Raw genomic sequence first — 20439 nt, 5'->3', positions numbered from 1 at the left:
CCCGCGAGGTCTACCGCGCCCTGACCACCACACCAACGGAACGAATCACCCAAACCGACCTCGCTCCTGCCGCTTGACAAGCATAGGAGCATCCCTCCCGCCGGCCGGCGCGACAACCGTCCCGATCCAGGGCGCGCGACCCCGATCCAGGGTGCGCGACCGCCGGCGGAACCGCGGCCCGGTTGCCTGGCCCGGCCTCCCGGTCCTCCCCTCCGCACAGAAGGCAGAACTCTCATGAACACCAACACCAACACCAACACCATCACCAGCGCCGCCGTCCTCGAAGAGCTCCGGCGCCGGCCCGCCGACCGGCGGCGCATCCTGTTCACCGGCGCGACCATCGTCACCATGGACCCCGACCTCGGCGTCATCGACGGCGGTGACCTCCTCGTCGAGGGCGACACGATCACCGCCGTCGGCCGTGACCTCGACGCCGGCGACGCGGTGGTCGTGGACACCACGGGCACGATCCTCACCCCCGGCTTCGTCGACACCCACCGGCACGCCTGGGAGGCCCAGCTGCGCCGGATCATGCCCGACGTCGACGACCTCGGCGGCTATGTCATGGCCACCCTGGCCGGCTACGCCACGGTCTACCGGCCCGAGGACATGTACATCGGTACCCGCCTGGCCGCCCTGACCGCGATCGACAGCGGCATCACCACCATGCTCGACTTCTCCCACAACTCCCGCACCCGCGAGCACTCCGACGCCGCGATCGAGGCCCTCCGCGACACCCGCATACGCGGCGTGCACGCCTCCATGGGCCCGCACTTCGGCGACTGGGACCGTCAGTGGCCCGGCGACCTGACCCGTATCAAGGACCAGTACTTCAGCAGCGACGACCAACTGCTCACCCTGCGCCTCGCGACCCTGGCCACCGACGAGATCTGCGGGCCCGCCCTGGCCTACGGCCCGGAACTCGCCGCCGTGGCGGCGGACCTGGGCATCGGAGTGAGCGTGGACGCCGTCTTCGGCATCTCCTCCTCCGAGGCGGTCCTGCGCTGGGCCAAGGACGGCATCCTCAGCCCCGACGTCACCCTCATCCACTCCACCGGACTGACCTCCGAGGCATGGCAGGCGATGGGGGAGACCGGCACCACGGTCGCCCTGGCCCCCACGTCCGACGCGCAGATCGGCCTGGAGACCGCGATTCCCGCCGTCGACGAGGCCCTGTCCGTCGGTATCCGGCCCGGACTGAGCATCGACGTCGAAGTCGCTCTGGCCAGCGACATGTTCACCCAGATGCGGGCCCTGCACGCCATCCAGCGGATGCGCGCGGTCAACGCCGCCTACGGCACCGACCGGCAGCCCTCCCGCATCACCACCCACGACGTCCTCGACTTCGCCACCCTCCAGGGCGCCCGCACCAACGGCCTGGCCGCCGTGACGGGTTCGCTCACCCCGGGCAAGAAGGCCGATCTGCTGGCCGTCCAGGCGGAGGACCTCAACAACATGCCCCTCAACGACCCCATCGGCACGATCGTGCTCGGCTCCGACGCCCGCAACATCACTGCCGTCCTCATCAACGGCGAACCCCGCAAGTGGGACGGCCAGGTCCTCGACGTCGACCTGGCCGCCCTGCGCGCACGGGTCCACGCCTCGCGCGAGTACGTGCTGAACACCCCGGCCGCGTGAGCAGCCGACCGCCCGAGCAGTCCCCCGGCCGCACTTGCCTTACCCGGCGGCCGGGGGACTGCTCGGGCGGTCCTTCCCGGCCGGGCCGATCGAAGGGCTGCGGGCCCCGGAGGGGGGCGATGGCGCCCGCGCGGTGCGTCAGACGACGTCGTCGTGCGCGGTGGCCGCGGACTTCTCCCGCCAGAGGGCGAGGTCGTCCCGCACCTGCTGGTACTTGACGTCGAGCCGCTCCAGGGTGTCGCGCCCGAGGTAGAGGTGCGTGGGCAGCTTCTCGGCGGAAGCGACCTCGACGATGAGGGCGGCGCCCTTCACGGGGTCGCCGAGCTGGGCGTGGTTGGCCTTGTCGATCCAGTCCAGCGTCACGTGGGCGGGGGTGTCGTCGTAGTCGGCGATGCGGTGCGCGGCCACCGAGAGGGAGCTGGAGTCGAGGAAGTCGGTACGGAAGACGCCCGGCTCGACGACCATCGACTGGATGCCGAACGGTGCCATCTCGGCGGAGAGCGCCTCGCTGATACCGGCGACGGCGAACTTGGACGCGCAGTACAGGCTGACGCCGGGCTCGCCCTCGAAGCCCGAGCGGGAACCGATGTGTACGAGCTTGCCCGAGCCCTGCTTGCGCATGACGGGCAGTACGGCGCGGGTGACGTTGATCAGACCGAAGACGTTGAGGTCGAACAGCGACCGGGCCTCCGCGTCCGTGATCTCCTCCAGCGCGCCGAGCAGACCGCGGCCGGCGTTGTTGACCAGGACGTCGATGCCGCCCCACCGCTCCACGGCGGCATCGACCGCCTGCGGGATGGCATCGTTGTCCGTGACGTCGAGGGCGACCGCGAAGACCCGGTCGGACTTCTTCAGATCGTCCGGCACACGCTCCGGATTCCGTACGGCGACCACGACATTGTCACCCCCTGCCAGAGCGGCGCGGGCGATTTCGACACCGATTCCACGGGAAGCGCCGGTGACAAACCACGTAGCCATGGGAAAACCTCTTCCTTGACGTCCCTCTTCGGGGACGTACTCTCGATTGTTGCCGAATTTCGGCCTGCCTTGAGTGTGCCTGCAGGCTGCGGCGTTATGAGGGCCGCACTTTTCCTGGGAGTCCCACACCCAGGAAGAGGAGACGCAGGTCCTATGCGGTTTCACGGGGTGGGTGGTCGGCCCTGGTCGGCCGAGGTCGGCGGACGGCAACAGGACGCGGGCCGCGTGGCGATGAACCGCACCTCCGTGGCGCCTTTGCCGAAATACGCCGATGGCGCACTGCGGGTTGCATACCCGCCTTTGGTCCGCTTTCTTTCCGTCGGCACCCGGAGAGTCGATTCCGGCGGCCATGACGGCCGAACGCCGGGCGCCGCCGAGAGAACGCGTGGCAGCGGCCCAGGCGTGAGCCTTTTGACTCAGGCGCCGTTCGCGGAATTCTGCTGACGTGGTATTGCGGCTGCGCTGAGTGAGCCCAGCAGGGCCAGACCGTCCGCAGAGGAGGAGCCCGGCTCCGCCTGCAGGACGACGAGTTGTTGTCCCGGAGCGCTGCGGATGGCGAGGGCCTCGTGCCGCAACTCCAGGTCTCCGACGACGGAGTGGCACATCAGCTTGACCTCGTAGGGCGGGACCCGGGTGTACTCACGCGCCCACAGGGAGCGGAACTCACTGCTGAGTACCGACAGTTCACCGACAAGCTCCAGGATGCGGGCGTCTCCCGGGGTACTCGCGGCTGTCTGCTGAAGATCGGCGACCGCGCGGTGCCTGGCCTGCTCGGCGTCCCGGTAGAAGGTCTTCGCCGTGGGGTCCAGGAAGAGCATGCGCAGCACGTTGTCGTGATGGGTGAAGTCACGGTAGAGAGCGTCGACCAGCGCGTTGGTGGCCAGCAGGTCCTGGGCGTGGCCGATGATGAACGCGGGCGTCCGGCTCCAACTCTCGATCAGTCGCCGCAGGTGCGGCCGGACACGCTCGACCCGTGCGGGGGACTTCGTACGGCGGCGAGCTGTCGGCCGGGCCAGCCGGAAGAGTTCCCGCGTCTCTTCCTCCCCGAGACGCAGCGCGCGTGCCATGGCCTCCAGCACCCGGAACGAGGGGCTGAGTTCACGGCCCTGCTCGAGCCGGCTGTAGTAGCTCAGGCTGACACCCGTCAGCGCCGCGACCTCGTCCCGCCGCAACCCGGGCACCCTTCGGCGACCGGCACTGGGCAGTCCCGCGTCCGCGGGGCTGAGGCGTTCCCGGCGGGTGCGCAGGAACTGCCCCAGCCCTTCACCCGCATCAGAACGCGTGACGTTTTCCATGCTCCCGAGATTAGGCCGAAGACGCCCGTGAAGGGTCTGCCGAGCCTGGGTGCGTTACACCCAGGCTTGTCGATCCACGGGGGCACACGACGGATATACGGATATGAAGGACGGCGAGAAACCGGCCGACTGTCGGCCCGGGGAGGAACCGTGCGGCCCGGAGCATCCTGCAACACCAGAAGATGAATCCCTCCGCGTATCCCTCCGCGTCCTGGATCCGTTACCCAGTGTCATCTTGCGGACACCCGGTAGACCCCGACGGCAGGAAACCAGCTAGTCTCGCCGTATGAGCAATGGGACGCCTTTGGGTGATTTCCTCAGAGCCCGCCGTGAAGCCCTCAAGCCACAGGATGTCGGTCTGCCCGAATACGGGCGGCGCCGGGTTCCGGGACTGCGCAGAGAAGAAGTCGCGATGCTCGCCGGAGTCAGCTCGGACTACTACATCAGGCTGGAACAGGGGCGCGAGAGCAGCCCCTCCGCGCAGGTTCTCGAGGCCGTGGCCCAAGCACTGAAGCTCGACGCGGAAGCCGCCGCCCATCTCAACCGCCTCTGCCTCACCGCATCGCAGCGCCCGCGCGACTGGGGGCGGGCGGACGTCAGCCGGCAGTTGTCGGAGCTGATGAACGGCTGGGAGCACACGCCGGCCTTCGTCGTCGGCCCGGCCCTCGACATCATGGCGGCCAACCCCCTGGCGATGGCCCTCCACAGCGGGTTCGACCAGTTCGACAACCTCGCCCGCATGGTGTTCGTCGACCCGGCGGGCCGCGAGTTCTACCGGGAGTGGGAGCGAGCCGCGCACTCCTGCGTCGCCGAACTCAGAGCCGCCTACGGCCATGACCCGGAATCGCCCCGCATCGCCGAGGTCGTGGCGGAACTGTCTGCCCAGAGCGAGGAGTTCGCCGACATCTGGAAGACGCACGAGGTCAAGAGCAAGTCCCAGGAGAGCAAGCTTCTCAAGCACCTGGAGGTCGGAGACCTGCAGATCAAGTTCGCGGCCTTCACGGTCAACGGGGCCCCGCACCAGCAGCTCGTGGTCTACCAAGCCGAACCGGCCAGCACGACGGCAGCCGCCTTCGAGGCACTGAGGGCCAGGGCCACCGAGCCGAACCCACCCCAGACGCCCGCACCCGGCCTCGCGGCCAGGGACCAGTAGCCTCGAACGGGAGCAGGTGACCCTGGGCGCAGGTCCGCGCGGGTGAGCCGTACATCATCTGGCACCGGATCGGCGGACACGAGATCTCCCATCCCGGCCCCGACCGACCGACGGAGAGCCGCTGCACGACGGCGGCCCTCGTTACTGTCCGACTAGCCTTCGGTGTATGGGGCTGGCGACATGTCGACTCTGCTGGTCTGGTCAGGGGGACGAGAGACGGCAGAGAACCCCGCCCGCTCCGTCGCGACCCCAGGCACCTGGTGGACGAGGCGCACCTCGGCTATCACCGAAGCCTGTGCAACATCAGCGCGCATAAGTCTGCCGCCGGGGGCGACCGTGTCACTCGGAGGCGGCGCGCCGCGAGCCCTACAGCAGGTGGTCGGCCTTACCGGCTTTGATCTCGGTGATGAGGGTGCGCAGGGCTTCGAGGGAGTCAGTGATAGGGCTCTTCTCCTGGCCGGCAACAGCTATGTACCCGTTGCCGTCGGCATCGGTACCGAGGCGGAAGCAGGAACTTCCCTCGGCGCAGAACGGGGCTTCCCAGGTGATGTCGGGCATGGATGCTCCTCATAGTTGGCGCGAGATGTCATGAATGAAATCCCGGGACTGCTTCGCTGTCAGGGACAGAGTTTCCAACAGATCGAGCTGCGCCCGGTATTTCGCCAGCTGACCTTCGGCGTGGAGGAAGGCGGGGCCGTGGGAGCTGTCCACCTGCACCGTATCGAGCTGTGGTACAGGCCCTTCGATGTGGACGACCGTCTGCCCGGCACCAGGGAAGGCGCCGCGACTGAAGGGCAGGGCGAGCACGGTGACGTTGTCCCGCTCGGAGACCTCCAGGAGATGCCGCAACTGGGCACGGGCCACGTCGGTGCCGCCGAACTGCATCCGGAGCGCTGCCTCGTGGATGACCGCGACGTACGGGACCGACCGGTCGCCGGTGATCACCTGCTGGCGTTCCGAGCGCAGTGCCAGTCGAAGGGCAACCTCGTGCTCGGGCAAGGCGGGAACCGCGGCTCGGAAGATGGCCATCGCCTGTTCCGATGTCTGGAGCACGCCAGGCACATGCACGGTGTTGGCGCCGCGCATGCGCACGGCGTTGCTCTCCGTCTCCGCAATGTCCAGCAGGCCCTGGGGCAGGATGCCTCGGTAGCGCTCCCACCAACCCGTACTCGGCCGAGCCATCTCGATGAGCGCCTCGATGTACGCCTCATCGGTCACGTCACAGTTGCAGGCCAGCGTGCGCAGACGGTCGGCGCTGATACCCCGTACTCCGGACTCGATGTTGGAGATCTTCCCTCGGTCCACACCCAGTAGTCCCGCAGCGAACTCCGCGGACATCCCTGCCCCGGTACGCATACGCCGCAGCTCACTTCCCAGCCGCTTCTGTCGTTCTGTGGGGGTCGTCCTCGGGGGCATGGGGTTCCTTCCATCAGGCAGAGGCCGCTCGGTGACACTTGAGGCCGCCGTACCTCTCCGTGGTGAATTCTCCTGAGCGCGTGGGAAATTTACCACCACCTGCTCTACTGTCAGTATCGCGCAAGTTACACAACGCGATGCCGGAAGCGCACCGCGCGAGCATGCCCGCCTGCCCTGGGTCGGGTGTGCCCGCGACCAGGGCGGTAGGCCACCGGCGAGCCCAAACCCCTGACAGAGCAACGGAGTTCGCCATGTCCGAGATTCCCCTCGTACCTGTCCACTGGCACTTCCCCGCCCACCCCACCTCCGTACGGCGGGCCCGCCACGCCGTCGCCGCATCGCTGCCGCACGTCCTCCGCCCGCACCTTGGAGACGACCTCGGCCTGCTGACCTCCGAACTGGTCACCAACGCCATCCGTCACGGCGCCTGCCGGGAGGACGACGACGTCATCGAACTCGTCCTCTGGCCGGCCGACGGACACTACTGGCTTGCCGTCTCCGACCCCGGCACCGGCAAGCCCCTCCTGGCCCACCCGGACGCGGACGCCGAGAACGGCCGGGGCCTGCTCCTCGTCGACCACCTCGCCACCACCTGGACCGTCCGCCCCCGCCCCACACGCGGAACATCCGTCATCGCGGGCCTCGCCCTCCGCCAGTCCGGCTGACGCGACGAACCGGTCTGCCGCGTCAGACCTGTCCGCCAGTCCGGCTGACGCGACGAACCGGTCTGCCGCGTCAGACCTTGATCACCGTGATACGCCCGCCGCACAGCGCCGCGATGTCATCAGGATCGGAGGTGAGCATGGTGACAGGGCCGGGCGCGGTGAGGGCGGTGGCACTGAGCATGGCGTCGATGGCGTATTTGTGGCCATGGAGGCCGGTGTCGGCGAGGAGTGCGGCGGCGTGGCGGGCAATCGGCTCAGTCACCGGTTCGACGACGAGACGGGAAAGTGTCCACTCCAGCGCGGGGCGGTTGATCCGGGGATGGACTACTTCCACGAGTGTGGCTGCCGAGGTGATCACACGCAGGTCATCCGCGCGGGCCAGGGCGAACCAGCCGGTTACCGTGCGGTCGCGCAGGACAGCCTTGGCCAGTCCTTCGCTGTCGAGAACCAGGGTGCCGCCAGGGACGGCGGGGGAGCGGGTCACGCGGCGTTCGCTCCGCCCTGCGCCTGCTGTTCGCGCGCCCGGTGAAGCTGGTCGCGCAGGGACTGGATCTCTTCCTCCGTGACGGGTCCGTGCTCAGCCTCGGCCACCTGAATCAGTTCATTGAGGTTGTCCCGTTCGATCTGGCGGGCGACGGCCGCGGCCACATAGGCAGACAGGCCGGACGGGCCGCTCCGAGCCTTGGCGGCCTCGGCGATGTCGCGTGGCATGGTGATCGAGTACTTGCCGGTAGGCTCACTCATGCTACCCATCCTACCTTCTATGCTCCCGCTTGGAAGCGGGGCGACCGTTTTCACCGACCGGCGCCTGGGCGAGGTCGGCGAGCGGCCTCCGACCATGCCGACAACTCGTCGTTCGCATCGTGGTTGCCGCAGGGGCCACGGTCGGCCACCGCGCCATAAGCGCCACCAGTGTGTGCGGAGGTGTGTCGCGAACACTGAGAGGCAACGAGAGAGGGCGGGGGCAGTGAGACTGACTCCCGCCCTCTTCTGTCGGCATCCGCCCTGGTCAGCGCTTAATTCTTGCTGTTTCTAGGCGAGTGCGCCCGGCAGATTCGAACCTGCGCACACGGCTCCGGAGGGGGATTGACGTCGGGCGTCGTCGCAGGCCACAGGCCTGCAGGCGGCTGTTCCACGGGTATGGGTCCACGCATAGCCCACAGCTCGTAGCATGAGCATTGCTCTGATGAGAGCGGCGGCGCTGCCATGCGAAACGTCGAGGCTGCGGGGGGCTACGTGAGGACCATTGGAGCACTGCATGGTTGTGCGGAGAAGCACCTGCAGACCTACACGGATCCCCGGGGGCCCAGAGCCTTCCGCACGTATGACTGGCAGGGCGATCCGGACCGATTGAGCCCGTTGGACTGTCTGGCTCCGGCCCTGCTGAGCGTTCGCATGGGCTACAAGCAGGTAGTGCCGTTGTTCCACCCTGATGGCCCGGGAGCTGAGGTCCTGCAAGCCATGGAAGCGGTGCTTGCGAACAAGGGGTGTGCGACAGCTGACTTCTTGGACGTGACGCTGGATCCGTCGACGGGACCCTGGTCTCTGGTTGATCGAGCACTAGTGACTACAGGTGAAGCCAGCGGTACGGGGCTGTCCGACTTCAAGGCCGTTGCCGTCACCAAGATCCTCCACCGCAAGCGGCCTAACCTAGTGCCGATTTTCGACAGCAGCATCTACCAGTTCTACCTCGGCCAAAAGCCAGTTCCCGGAGCCTATAAGGACACCCCCCGGCGCTTGTGGCCGCTCCTGCAAGCAGACCTACGCCGTCACCGGGGTTGGATCCAAGACCTCATCGTCCCCATTCGTACGCCTGACGAGAGGCCTCTCAGCCTTCTTCGAGCGGCAGACATCATAATTTGGGAACACACGGCCAGCGGATGCGCCGCGTGACGGTGCCTTGTTGACACTTGAGGGGTATGTTCGCCGTTGCGTGAGCACGCCGGACGCCTGTCTTCTACCCTGCTGATCGTGCCGTTATCTGGATGCAGGTGCCTGTGATGCAGCAGATGTGGGGTAGTGAGCGTCGCCGAACGGCGATCGGGCGGATGGCGTTGTCGGTGCCCGCGCGTCAGGCGCTGGCGGACCGCCAGTTGCTACCTGAGCGGACGATCCTCGACTACGGCTGTGGCCGTGGTGACGATGTCAGGGCCTTGGAGCAATTGGACTGCCAGGTGGCTGGGTGGGATCCGTATTACCGCTCCGACACCCAGCTGGTCGCCAGCGACGTCGTGTTGTTGACCTACGTGTTGAACGTGATCGAGGATCCGGTAGAGCGTCGGCAGACCTTGGAGCAGGCGTGGGAGCTGACCTCGACGCTGCTGGTTGTCTCAGCCCGGCTGACCTGGGAGAAGTCAAAGGTCCACGGCCAGCAGTTCGGTGACGGTCTACTGACGAGTCGGCAGACGTTCCAGCATCTATATGCCGCGAGTGAGCTTCGGGAGTACGTGGAGCAGGTGACCGGCGCGCGGGTGGTGGCGGCCGCGCCCGGAGTCGTCTACGCGTTCCGGGACGAGGGCGCCCGTCTGAGCTATCTGGCGCAGCGAGTGATCCCGGATGCCGAGTGGCTTGCTTCCGAGGACACTGCCTCAGCGGTGAGTGCGGTGGTGGACTTTTTCGAGCGCAGGGGACGTCCGCCGCGGATTGAGGAGATGCCGCGGACTGTTGCAGAGCTCTTGGCTCATCTGCGGCCTGGCGACGTCAAGCGCCTGGTGCGGGATGGTGCTGATCCTGAGCGTGCCACCGCGGGGGCTAAGCGATCGACGTTGAACACGTTGCTCTACCTGGCGGTGGAGCTGTTCAACGGTCGTGGGCCGTTCGGGAGTCTGCCAGTGGGCTTGCAACAGGACGTGCGCACGTTCTTCAGTTCCTACAGGGAGGCGTGTCAGCGGGCTGACCGACTGTTGTTGAAGCTCCGCGACGACGGCTATGTGCGCAATGCCATGAACGCCTCCATTGCCGGCAAGGTGACACCGACGGCGCTGTACGTGCATCGAAGCGCGCTGGAGCGGATCCCGACGGTTTTGCGCTTGTACGAGCACTGCGCATCGATCGCTGCCGGTCGCCCGGAGCAGTGGACCGTGGCCAAGCTCAAGCACCAAGGGCGAGCGGTCTCGTGGCTGGACTACCCGGTCTTTGACAAAGACCCGCATCCGCGGATCCGGTCTTCCTACATGGTGGACCTGCAGACGCTTGAGGCGTCCCATCTCTCATACGAGAGCTCGGCCAACCGGCCGCTGCTGCACCGCAAGCACGAGTTTCTGGCACCAGATGATGTGGACGTGCCGCGATACCGCCGATTGACCGAGTCTGAGATGCGGGCGGGCTTGTATGAACGGCCGCACCTGATCGGAACCGAGAACGGCTGGGAGGCCGAGCTCGTCAGGTGCGGCCGGCAGCTGCGCGGGCACCGGCTGGTGCGTCGCTCCGAGGCGTAGGGCTGGTCAACCTTTCTGAGGCTGCATGCTGGCAATGGTCTCGGCGAGGGGGAGGGGGTCGAAATCGGCTGCCTGGGAAGGGAACCAGGAAAGACGCAGCCCGTTGGCAGCCACGGCGTCGTCCAGGCCCATCGCCTGAAGGACGTGGCTGGGCGTGTAGGAGGCGCTGGTGCAGGCCGAGCCGGTGGCGATGGCGACCTGGTCTTTGAGACGGACGATGAGTGCTTCGGCATTCAGCTCATCGAAGCTGACGTTGAGGATGTGGGGGACGCTGTGCTCGGGGTCTCCGTTGAGGTGGAAGCGTGTCGTGCTGAGCGCAGCAAGGATCCGTTCGCGCATCGCCTTCGCCTCCCGCTCCCATGTCTCCCGGCTCTCGGTGAAGATCTTCGCGGCCTCGCACAGGCCCATGATCAATGGCACCGCGAGAGTGCCGGGCCGCAGTTTGCGCTCCTGCCCACCGCCGAACATGATCGGCTGTAGCGGCACCCTGTCCCATCCCCGCCGGCGGGTGATAAGAGCGCCGACGCCCTTCGGGGCGCCGATCTTGTGGCCCGAGATGCTGATCAGGTCGATGGGCGCCATCAGGTCGGCGGGGACTTTGCCGTAGCCCTGAGCGGCGTCGACATGCAGATAGGTGGGCGTGACGCGCAGCTTCTCGGCGAGTTCGGCGACTGGCTGGATGACGCCGGTTTCGTTGTTGACGTGCATCAGCGACACTGCCAGGGTGTCCGGACGCAGCCGCTCCAGCACGGCGTCGGCGGTGATGCGGCCGCTGGGGCCGGGGGAGAGGAAGTCGACCTCGAAGCCGCGGGTATCGCGTAGGTGCGTCAGCGGCTCCAGTACCGCCTTGTGCTCGATGGCGGAGGTGATGATGTGCTTGCGCCCCGTGAGCTCGCCGTGCGGCGCCAGTCCGAGCAGAGCGATGTTGTTGGACTCCGTCGCCCCGCTGGTGAAGATCACTTCTTCCGTCTTGGCGCCCACGGTGCCGGCGATGAAGGAACGGGCCTGCTGCACCGCCTTCTTGGCGCGTGCACCGTACTCGTGGGTGCGGCTGCCGGCGTTGCCGAAGTCTTCGATCATCCAGTGCAGCACCACCTCGGCAACCCGCGGGTCCACTCGTGTCGTCGCCGCCACATCCAGATACGCCACCACGGCGCTCACCCGCCTCTTTGCACGCTTGCATAACGGTCGTACGTCAAGTGGTTAACGTACACGCTGAGACCGCAGCGCCCGAAGCCATCACCCCAGTACGTCAACATCGTCCTCGCGGTGCTGGTTCCCGTGTCGCTTCGCCGACTGCAGGCGCATGGTCGAAGGAGTGGTACGTCATCTTGTGCACCTGAGTACGTCGAGACGAAAGTGACGTACGTTTCTCAGTACACGTACGCCCACGCTAGAGTGCACGGGTGCAGACTGAAGCGGCGAGCAAAGCTGCGGGGCGGGCTGTCTCGCGAGTGTCTAATGGCTTTGAGTACACCTTCCCTGCGATCCGCGGGGTGCAGGCGGGGCGTGAGTTTTACGCGTCGATGTGCCCGTTGCGGCTCATCCCGAAGATCTTCCTCTTCGACGAAGATGATCTCTCCGCCGAACTGAGAGCCCAGCGCGTCCTGAACAAGGGACGCCTGCCGGCGCTCGCCCGCTACATCCTGGACAACCCCGAGGACTACGTCTTCAGTGCCCTCACCGCCTCCGTGGACGGAGACATGGTCTTCGAGAGCCAGGGAGCCGAACGAGCCGCGCACCGTACCGGGCAGCTGCGCATCCCCATGGACGCACGCTTCCTCATCAACGACGGGCAGCACCGCCGCGCCGCCATCGAGCTGGCGTTGAAGGAAAACCCCGACCTGGGGGACGAGACCATCGCCGTGGTCTTCTTTCACGACACGGGACTCGCGCGCTCTCAGCAGATGTTCGCTGACCTCAACCGGCACGCCGTCCGTCCGGCGCGCTCGATCGGCGTCCTGTACGACCACCGGGACGTCAACGCACAGATCACCCGGACCCTCACCGAACGCTCGGCCATCTTCAAGGGCTTTGTGGAGATGGAAAAAAGCACCCTGTCCGCCCGCTCTCGCAAGCTGTTCACCCTCAGCGCCTTGTACTTCGGCAACCAATCCCTGCTCCAAGGCCTCGAGCTCAAGCAGGACGAGGCGACTGGGCTGGCGCAGTCGTTCTGGGAGGCCATGGACGCGGCGCTGCCAGAATGGGCGATGGTGCGTGACAAGCAGCTGTCCGCGCAAGAGATGCGCCGAGACTTCATTCACAGTCACGGCATCGCCCTGCATGCGCTGGGCCGTATCGGCAACTCGCTGCTGCGAGAGTCCATCAAGGTGACTGTGTGGAAGAAGCGTCTGGTTCCGTTGAAGCACGTGGACTGGAGCCGGGCCAACGCCGACTGGGAGGGGCGTGCCATTGTCGGAGGCCGCGTCTCCAAAAGCCATCAAAACATGACACTTACTGTTAATTACCTGCGTAAGCATCTGGGCCTGGAGCTGAGCCCGGAAGAACAACGCGTGGAAGATGCATACCTGCGAGGCGAGGCATGACCACCATCCCCCTCAACCTCGGGCTCACCCCCGTACGCCGCAAGCCCTTCGACGGGCGTTCGCTGGACGAGGTCGTCACCGAGCTCACCGAGGAGATCCGCGAGCTCTACACCGCCGACCAAGTGCCCTGGGTCATCGGCTACAGCGGCGGCAAGGACTCCACCGCCGTCCTGCAACTGGTGTGGATGGCCCTCGCAGACCTGCCCGCCGAGCAACGCACCAAGACCGTGCACGTCATCTCCACCGACACCCTCGTGGAGAACCCTGTCGTCGCCGCTTGGGTCTCCGCCTCCCTGGGCACCATGCAGGAGGCGGCAAAGGCACAGAGCCTGCCGATCGAACCACACCGCCTCACGCCGGAGATAAAGGACACCTTCTGGGTGAACCTGATCGGCCGCGGCTATCCGGCCCCGCGCCCGAAGTTCCGCTGGTGCACCGAACGACTGAAGATCAAGCCGTCGAACAGCTTCATCCGCAGCGTGGTCGCTGCCCACGGTGAAGCGATCATGGTGCTGGGCATTCGCAAGGCAGAAAGCCAAGCCCGCGCCCGCGCCATGGAAAAGCACGAGAAGCGACGCGTGCGCGACCGCCTCTCACCCAACGCCAACCTGCCCAACTCCCTCGTCTACAGCCCCGTTGAGGACTGGACCAACGACGATGTGTGGGAGTTCCTGATGCAGAAGCCCAACCCCTGGGGCTACAACAATCAGGACCTGCTCACCATGTACCAGGGCGCCTCCGGGGACGGCGAATGCCCCCTCGTGGTCGACTCCACCACCCCCTCCTGCGGCTCCAGCCGCTTCGGCTGCTGGACCTGCACCCTCGTCGAGCAGGACAAGTCCATGTCCGCCATGATCCAGAACGACGAGGAAAAGGAGTGGATGCTCCCCCTGCTGGATCTGCGTAACAAGCTCGATGCCCCCTTTGGCCACTACCAGGAGGGCGACCCCGACCTCCCGCCCGGCCGCAAGGCACCCTTCCCGCGCCCCGACAAGCCGGCCCGTGACTTCCGCCGGATGAACGGCAAGGTGATGCTGTTCAACGACGGTGCCATCCACGGCCCCTACCTGCAGTCCTACCGCGAAGAGTGGCTCAAGGAGCTGCTCCAGGCGCAAACATGGATCCGTGCCCACGCCCCCGAGCACGTGCAGAACATCGAACTCATCACGCTCGACGAACTCCATGAGATCCGCCGGATCTGGGTGTTCGACAAGCATGAGGTCGAGGACAGCCTGCCGCAGATCTACCAGGACGCCACCGGCGAACCGTTCCCGGGCGGCCCGCTGGATGAGCAGCTTGTCATGGGCTCCGACGAGATGGACGTCCTCAAGCAGGTCTGCGACGGCGACGACCTGCACTACAACATGGTCCGCGAACTTCTCGCCGTCGAGCGAAAGTACCGCACCATGGCTCGCCGGTCCGGCCTTTTCCAGGCCCTTGAGCAAGCCGTGCAAAAGGGCTACTACGACAACCACGAAGACGCCGTGGAATTCGCTACGCGCAAGAAAAAGTGGCGTGACGACATCGCCGAGAACCTGACCTTCGACGACGAAAACGAACTCGATGCTCCTGCGTAAGATCACCCTCGAAGAGTTCGGGGCCTACCGCGGCAAGCAGTCTCTTGATCTCACCCCCGAGAAGAACAAACCGATCATCCTGATCGGCGGGTTGAACGGGTGCGGTAAGACGACCCTGCTCGATGCCATCCAGCTGGCGCTTTACGGCAACCGCGCCCGCTGTAGCGGCCGCGGAACCAAGGCTTACGACGCCTACCTGCGCGAAAGCATCAACCGCAAGGCAGACCCCACCCGTGGCTCTGCTATCACTCTCGAGTTCACCGTGATGACCGGCGGGCACGAGCACTACTACCGCGTCGTCCGCAGCTGGCACATCAGCGGCAAAACCCTCAAGGAATTCCTCAACGTCTACGTCGACGACACCTACGGCGCACGCTCAAAGACGCAACGCAACGTCACGCCCGAGGGCAAGTTCAATCGGCTGTTGAGCGAGGGCTGGGCTGACCACGTCGAATCTCTCCTCCCTTTGGAGATCGCCTCCCTGGCCTTCTTCGACGGTGAGAAGATCGAATCACTGGCCGACCCCGAACGGGCCGCCTCTGTCATCGAATCCGCCGTCCACTCCCTCCTGGGCGTGAGCACTGTCCAGCAGTTGCGCAACGACCTGCTGGCCCTGCAGCGTCGTCAGAAGCTGTCCGACGAAGAACAGCACCTGCTGGACAACATCCGCGCCCAGGAAGCCGAACGCGAAGCGGTGCTCTCCCAGTACGACATCGCCCATCAGGAACTCGCCCACTCCCGCACCGAGCTCGGTAAGGCGCAGCGCAAGCTGGACAGCCTGGAGAAGGCGTTCGCCGACGAGGGCGGCGATCTGTTCACTAGGCGCATCGAGCTGGAGAACGACAAAAAGCAGACCGCCGCCCGCCTGGCCCAGGTGCGCGGCGAGCTGATCCAGCTTGCCGCGGGACCTCTGCCCCTGCTGATGGCCCAACCGCTCCTGCAGGACGTGCGTCGGCAGGCCGAAAGGGAGCAGGAAGCTCAGCAATCGGCACAGGTTCTGGAGGTACTCGAAGCGCGTGACCAGTGGTTGCTGGATCTGGTGCCCGACACCGTCCGCGCCGATGTGCTCAAGCAACTGGACGCTGACCGCGCCGAGCGCGCCGACAAGACCCAGCTGCCGGTGGACCTACACCTGCCGCACGACGCTCTGGCCCAGCTCACCGTCCTGGATGGACTCCTGCAGCGGGACCATGAGCGCTCACAGCAACTACTGCACAGCGCCGCGGAACTGACAGAACAACTCGACCAGCTGGACCGGCAGCTCGCCGGCGTCCCCGCCCAGGACAAAGTCGAAGCCCTACAGGTGGCCCGGGACGAGCAGATCGTGGAAGTGGCCCGCAGCCAAGCCGCCTGCGACCGCGCCATGGCCAAGCTGGAGGACCTCAAGCGGCGCCGCGAGCACGTCACCGCCCTGCTCGAACGGGCCCACAAGGAGTTCGTCCGCACCAAGGTAAAGGCGGAAGAAGTCGAGCGGATCATCAAGTATTCCGAAAGGGCCCGCGACACTCTCGAACGCTTCGGCTCCGCCCTCCTCAAGCGGCACATCAGCCGACTCGAAGTGGCCGTCCTTCAAAGCTTCAAGGTCCTGATGCGCAAGCAAGGACTCGTGCACGACCTGCGCATCGACACCGACAAGTTCACCCTTACCCTCGCCGACGCCGACGGCGAGCCCCTCGACCCGGCGCGCCTGAGCGCCGGCGAGCGCCAGCTCCTGGCCGTCTCCCTGCTGTGGGGCCTGATGCGAGTCGCCGGCAACCGCCTGCCCAGCGTTATCGACACCCCCCTTGGCCGCCTCGACAGTCGTCATCGCGAGCACCTCGTCGACCGCTACTTCCCCAACGCCAGCGACCAGGTCCTTCTGCTGTCCACTGACGAGGAGATCGACGAGTACCTGCTGGGCCGCTTGAAGAAGTCCGTCGCCCAGACCTACACCCTCGTCCACGACGACACCGAGTTCACCACCGCTGTGGTCGAAGGCTACTGGTGGAACGCAGGAGCACAGCATGCCGGTTGACAACGTCCGCCTGTCCCAGCCAGCCAAGGACCGGCTGATCTACCTCAAGCGCACCACCGGCATCACCCAGTGGAACGTGCTGTGCCGCTGGGCGTTGCTGCTGTCCCTCAAAGACCCCTCGACTCCGCTGGTCAAGGACATCGTCACCGACTCCAACGTGGAGATGACCTGGAAGACCTTCGCCGGCCAGCACGGTGACGTCTATCTGGCCCTGCTCAAGCAGCGCTGCGCGGCGGGTGGGCAGGAAGTCTCCGATGAGAACGTCGCTCGCATGCTGACCGTGCACCTGCACCGCGGCATCGGATATCTGGGCGCGGACAAGGCGATGGCCACCATCGAAGGAATGATCGGCGCCGTCGTCCCCTCTTGACGCTCCTACACCCCCCGAGGGCACACATTCGCCCCGCCCTGGCACGCGCCAAAACCTGTCCGCAAAGAGAAGACAAACTCTTCACCCCCTCTGTCGGGCATGCGAACCTTCGTATGCCCGACAGCTTCATGTCCGAAGCACCGCACCTTCCCTGCAGCCTCTGCACTATCCCTCGCCCGGCGCAGCCACCATGGGGAGACGTTGCACGAGCCATGGACACGGCTGCGACGCCACCGAGACCGCTCTGCTTCGCCGCTTGCTCCAGCAGGCAGCTCACGCAGGCGGCCAAGTCCATGTCAATACCGGGCGCTTAGCTCCTTTCCGGCCCCCGGGCGCGACATCGGCTGCGTGCAGGCAGCGAGGGGGTGTGCGCACATGGCGCTCCGTTCCGTGCCACGAATTGGCCTGCGGGAGCGATCCAGGCGACGGGACGGCGGCAGCCCTTCAAAGAAGACATGATGGTAGGCCGTGTTCTAGACGGGTATGTCACTGAGGGCAACCCCGCAGCGGCGCTGTTCACATGACCAAGCGTCCGGTGCGCAGCAGGTCCCGGTCAGCCTCTGAGGGGGGTAGTGGTTGAATCGTGATACATCGAAGAGAAGACGCCTACCTGGACGTTCCGCTACGATGCCGGGCGGAAAGTGGACGCCCCCACCGCCACGTTCCGCTTGCCGAGACGCAAAGTACGAGGCTGAGCGTGGCGTTACCCGCACTGACTCGTCGCACCGCGACGGTGCGTCGCCTTCGGTGATTGGCACGCGCGAAAGGGTAGGGCTCAACTCTCCATGTTGCAGAGCTTTCTGTATCGCACACGAGCGGATCAAGCCGCCGAGGGAACGTGTGCGCCGGCTACCGCACACTCTGTACCCGGTGATGACGGCAGCCTCGTAGGAGCGGCACTAGCCCCCTGCAGGGCGGCCTCAGATTGTGCGCTGCCTCTCGGGTGCGGTCTGGCCTCTGCCTGTGCTCCAGCAGCCCCGCTGCCCATCCCCAGCCTCGAACGCGGCTGGCCACATGCCGGCGCGGTGCGGCAAGTACGGTCGACCTCCATCGCACCGTTGCCCCAAAGCAGGCGACAACCTACTCGGGCCGACAGGAGCTGGCTCTTGTCCCGTTGAAGGGCTCGGCGATGTAACGGACTACCGGGGGGAGTGGGAGTTACCGCATGCGAAGGTGCGAGAAGTACCGCGGGGTCATCAATGAAGGCCGGCTTCTCGGGCCGCTGACCTTCCGTGCGGGTGAATCGCACATCCGATATGGCAGTGAAGTAACCATGGTGGGGGCGTAAGTGTCAGCATTTTCGGCGGAGTCGTCGCAGCGTGTTGACACGTGGATTGATGTTTTCCCGTGGGTCGAATATCTCGGCGCGCCAGACCTTATCGACCTCCAACGACTCGGGGGACCCGCTCAGTGGTGGGGTAAGGAAAGCCCGGCGCAGACGGCGATGAGACGGGCTTCCATGGAAGAAGTCTTTGACCTGCTAAGCGGCATTGTGTTGTCTAGCGGGACCCTCGTGGATGAAGACTGCAGCAAACTCTTTCCGGCTTTGCGTGCCACCACTGTCATTGAAGACCTCGATATGGAAAACGGCGGCACTACTGCAGCATTGGCAGAGTTCGGAATTCTCACGCTGGATGATTTGCGGGGCATGACACCGCATCATCTCAGCTTGCACCTTCCCCTGCTGCAGAATGAGGTAGCTACCTTCCTGAGTGCTGTGATGCGCGCGGTCGCCCTGCCAGACGAGACCTCGCACGCTGTAGCGGTAGCACAGTGGTTCAGTGAGCTGGACAGCGAAGAGCAAAGCATCCTGCTCTTGCATGGTTGTGCCCTAAAGCACCAGGAATTGTCCACACTAGCTATGCAGCACCGTATGCCTTTGGAACGTTTGCAGGTACTCTGGGACGAGCTACCCCATCGCCTCGACGCTGCCATGGCCACATCTTCTGCTTTGCGGGCGGCTGTGGCAGATTTCGACCATGTCACCCATGCGCCGACACCTATGGCGCAGCTCCCGCACCGTCGCCCGTGGCTAGGTGAAGTTCTGCCGAATAGTGATGTGAGTTTCGTATCACTGCTGTCCTCCCTGCGTCACGCTGAAGTGCAGGAACAATGGCTATGCCGCCCCTCTGTGCGCGAGCAAGTGCAAAAGACGCTGAGCATCCTTAGTTCTGAAAAGAATGAGGTGATGGCCCTTCCCGTTGCCCGGAGGATATTCAGCCAACGGGGATGGGTTGCAGCATACATTGATGCCTGGTTCGATTTTTGTGGGATTCCTGCCCGATCGGGTCAGCTGCACTTCAGTGGTATGTCTATCACCCCCGAATTCGGTGATCTTTCGCGACGAGATACCCAGCCGGCGCCGAGCAATCGCCCGCCTGCGGAGAATCTCGACGGTGCATCACAGCCGAGCATGCACGATCACGACGGGGATTCGGAGCCCCCTTCTTCGGCTGGCGGCGCACCAGCGCAGGCAGATGCGGTCGCAATTCGAGCATGGGCGCGCAGCAACGGATTTTCCATAGGAGAGCGCGGACGTATTTCGCGAGTTATACAGGAAGCCTATGCCGCGGCACTCGGCGACACGTCGCACGCCGCCTCGCCGCGAGAGGCGCCACCACTCTCTCTCACTCGTGATGATCCCTCGCGCTCGCCGGAGAGCGCGCTTGCCGAGGAGTTCGCGACGCTCGCTGCTCTGATGAATCCCGATGAGCAGGGCATAACATTCGGTTCTCTCTTGCGACTCTGGGAAGAACTACCGCCGCAGGCACAGAATATTGTCCACCGCATTCTGAACGCCACCCTGGGGAAAAACGGCTGGGTTTTGGACATAGAGGAAGTCGTACCGGCTAGCGGGAGTTCCCCTGTCCGGAAAACGCTTAAGCAGCGCGCTCGGGAGGTACTCCTGGAAGCGGATCATCCGCTTTCGGCCGGCGAACTCGCCTCACGCATGGGCGATACCGTAAATGAGCGGTCCCTGAAGGTGCAACTTGCCGCTGACCTGCGTTTCACGCGCAGCGATATCGATTCTTGGGCGCTTGCAGAATGGCAATTGCGTCCTTACAGCAGCGTGCGTGAATTGGTGGAAGAAGAAGTCGATAAGGCGGGCGGCAGTATAGAAAGCGACGAGCTCGTAAAGGTGTTGACGCAAGCTTTCACAATCAAAGAATCCACCCTGCGGCAGGTGGTCTCCTCTGCACCCTTCACTGCTCGCGGGGGACGAGTGCAACGCCTCACCGACCTTGAGAGCGGGAGGGAACAAGGCGACACGCATCGGGCCGACGAGCCCACCGATAACACTGCGGGTGTTCAGCTCGCCCGGGATCTCGGATTGGACTTCTAGTGCACGC

17 protein-coding genes are annotated in these 20439 nt (G+C 65.4%); 10 read left to right on the top strand and 7 right to left on the bottom strand.

All coding sequences use genetic code 11. The features are described from left to right. Positions 1–234 precede the first annotated feature (234 nt). Positions 235–1638, top strand: coding sequence for an amidohydrolase family protein (locus tag ACIF9R_RS24735; RefSeq protein WP_399983940.1), 1404 nt, complete (start codon positions 235–237; stop codon positions 1636–1638). Between the two features lie 138 nt (positions 1639–1776). On the opposite strand, the gene ACIF9R_RS24730 is transcribed toward ACIF9R_RS24735, so the two are convergent. Both ACIF9R_RS24730 and ACIF9R_RS24725 read right to left on the bottom strand, forming a co-directional pair. Then, entirely contained in the window at positions 1777–2616 is an 840-nt protein-coding gene (locus ACIF9R_RS24730; RefSeq protein WP_399983937.1) for an SDR family NAD(P)-dependent oxidoreductase, read from the bottom strand. A 416-nt stretch (positions 2617–3032) separates the two neighbouring features. Continuing rightward, positions 3033–3911: a helix-turn-helix transcriptional regulator gene (locus ACIF9R_RS24725; RefSeq protein ID WP_399983934.1), complete on the bottom strand. Its 879-nt coding sequence runs from the start codon at positions 3909–3911 to the stop codon at positions 3033–3035. A gap of 286 nt (positions 3912–4197) precedes the next feature. Between ACIF9R_RS24725 and ACIF9R_RS24720 the strand changes: the two genes are divergently transcribed. Next, entirely contained in the window at positions 4198–5064 is an 867-nt protein-coding gene (locus ACIF9R_RS24720; RefSeq protein WP_399983931.1) for a helix-turn-helix transcriptional regulator, read from the top strand. Positions 5065–5430: 366 nt separating this feature from the next. On the opposite strand, the gene ACIF9R_RS24715 is transcribed toward ACIF9R_RS24720, so the two are convergent. Both ACIF9R_RS24715 and ACIF9R_RS24710 read right to left on the bottom strand, forming a co-directional pair. Further along, positions 5431–5622 (bottom strand): hypothetical protein, encoded by a 192-nt coding sequence (locus tag ACIF9R_RS24715; RefSeq protein WP_399983928.1) that lies wholly within the window; start codon positions 5620–5622, stop codon positions 5431–5433. Positions 5623–5631: 9 nt separating this feature from the next. Further along, the gene (locus ACIF9R_RS24710) at positions 5632–6480 is read right to left on the bottom strand and encodes a helix-turn-helix domain-containing protein (protein ID WP_399983925.1); all 849 of its coding nucleotides are present in this window, start codon (positions 6478–6480) and stop codon (positions 5632–5634) included. Positions 6481–6731: 251 nt separating this feature from the next. Between ACIF9R_RS24710 and ACIF9R_RS24705 the strand changes: the two genes are divergently transcribed. Beyond that, positions 6732–7145, top strand: a complete 414-nt coding sequence (locus ACIF9R_RS24705; protein ID WP_399983922.1) for an ATP-binding protein — start codon at positions 6732–6734, stop codon at positions 7143–7145. Between the two features lie 70 nt (positions 7146–7215). On the opposite strand, the gene ACIF9R_RS24700 is transcribed toward ACIF9R_RS24705, so the two are convergent. Next, entirely contained in the window at positions 7216–7629 is a 414-nt protein-coding gene (locus ACIF9R_RS24700; protein ID WP_399983919.1) for a PIN domain-containing protein, read from the bottom strand. Further along, complete coding sequence (locus ACIF9R_RS24695; RefSeq protein ID WP_399983916.1) at positions 7626–7889, bottom strand: CopG family transcriptional regulator; 264 nt, start codon at positions 7887–7889, stop codon at positions 7626–7628. Before ACIF9R_RS24695 ends, ACIF9R_RS24700 begins: the two co-directional genes overlap by 4 nt. 462 nt (positions 7890–8351) lie before the next feature. Between ACIF9R_RS24695 and ACIF9R_RS24690 the strand changes: the two genes are divergently transcribed. Both ACIF9R_RS24690 and ACIF9R_RS24685 read left to right on the top strand, forming a co-directional pair. Beyond that, a complete protein-coding gene (locus tag ACIF9R_RS24690) occupies positions 8352–9038 on the top strand; it encodes a DUF6308 family protein (protein ID WP_399983913.1) in 687 nt (228 codons plus the stop codon). A 107-nt stretch (positions 9039–9145) separates the two neighbouring features. Further along, positions 9146–10582 carry a DNA phosphorothioation-associated putative methyltransferase gene (locus ACIF9R_RS24685; protein ID WP_399983910.1) on the top strand — a complete coding sequence of 479 codons (1437 nt, stop codon included), beginning with the start codon at positions 9146–9148 and terminating at the stop codon, positions 10580–10582. A gap of 6 nt (positions 10583–10588) precedes the next feature. Here the strand turns inward: ACIF9R_RS24685 and dndA are convergent, their stop codons facing one another. After that, entirely contained in the window at positions 10589–11743 is a 1155-nt protein-coding gene (gene dndA, locus ACIF9R_RS24680; RefSeq protein WP_399983907.1) for a cysteine desulfurase DndA, read from the bottom strand. Positions 11744–11988: 245 nt separating this feature from the next. Between dndA and dndB the strand changes: the two genes are divergently transcribed. The 5 genes from dndB to ACIF9R_RS24655 all read left to right on the top strand — a co-directional run bounded on the left by dndB (position 11989) and on the right by ACIF9R_RS24655 (position 20432). Beyond that, on the top strand, positions 11989–13128 hold the full coding sequence (dndB, locus tag ACIF9R_RS24675; protein ID WP_399983904.1) for a DNA sulfur modification protein DndB: 1140 nt from the start codon (positions 11989–11991) through the stop codon (positions 13126–13128). Further along, positions 13125–14705, top strand: a complete 1581-nt coding sequence (gene dndC / locus ACIF9R_RS24670) for a DNA phosphorothioation system sulfurtransferase DndC (protein ID WP_399983901.1) — start codon at positions 13125–13127, stop codon at positions 14703–14705. The genes dndB and dndC overlap by 4 nt, the downstream gene beginning before the upstream one ends. Next, positions 14692–16719, top strand: a complete 2028-nt coding sequence (dndD, locus tag ACIF9R_RS24665) for a DNA sulfur modification protein DndD (protein ID WP_399983898.1) — start codon at positions 14692–14694, stop codon at positions 16717–16719. Before dndC ends, dndD begins: the two co-directional genes overlap by 14 nt. Then, on the top strand, positions 16709–17089 hold the full coding sequence (dndE, locus tag ACIF9R_RS24660) for a DNA sulfur modification protein DndE (RefSeq protein ID WP_399983895.1): 381 nt from the start codon (positions 16709–16711) through the stop codon (positions 17087–17089). The genes dndD and dndE overlap by 11 nt, the downstream gene beginning before the upstream one ends. Before the next feature lie 1459 nt (positions 17090–18548). Next, positions 18549–20432, top strand: a complete 1884-nt coding sequence (locus tag ACIF9R_RS24655) for a histone-like nucleoid-structuring protein Lsr2 (protein WP_399983892.1) — start codon at positions 18549–18551, stop codon at positions 20430–20432. Positions 20433–20439 lie beyond the last annotated feature (7 nt).

Origin of the sequence: Streptomyces sp. NPDC086080 (genome assembly GCF_044540255.1) — a bacterium.
In the GTDB taxonomy this organism is placed as follows: domain Bacteria; phylum Actinomycetota; class Actinomycetes; order Streptomycetales; family Streptomycetaceae; genus Streptomyces.
The sequence above is the reverse complement of the archived record's forward strand: the minus strand, read 5'-3'. Positions and strand labels throughout refer to the sequence as shown.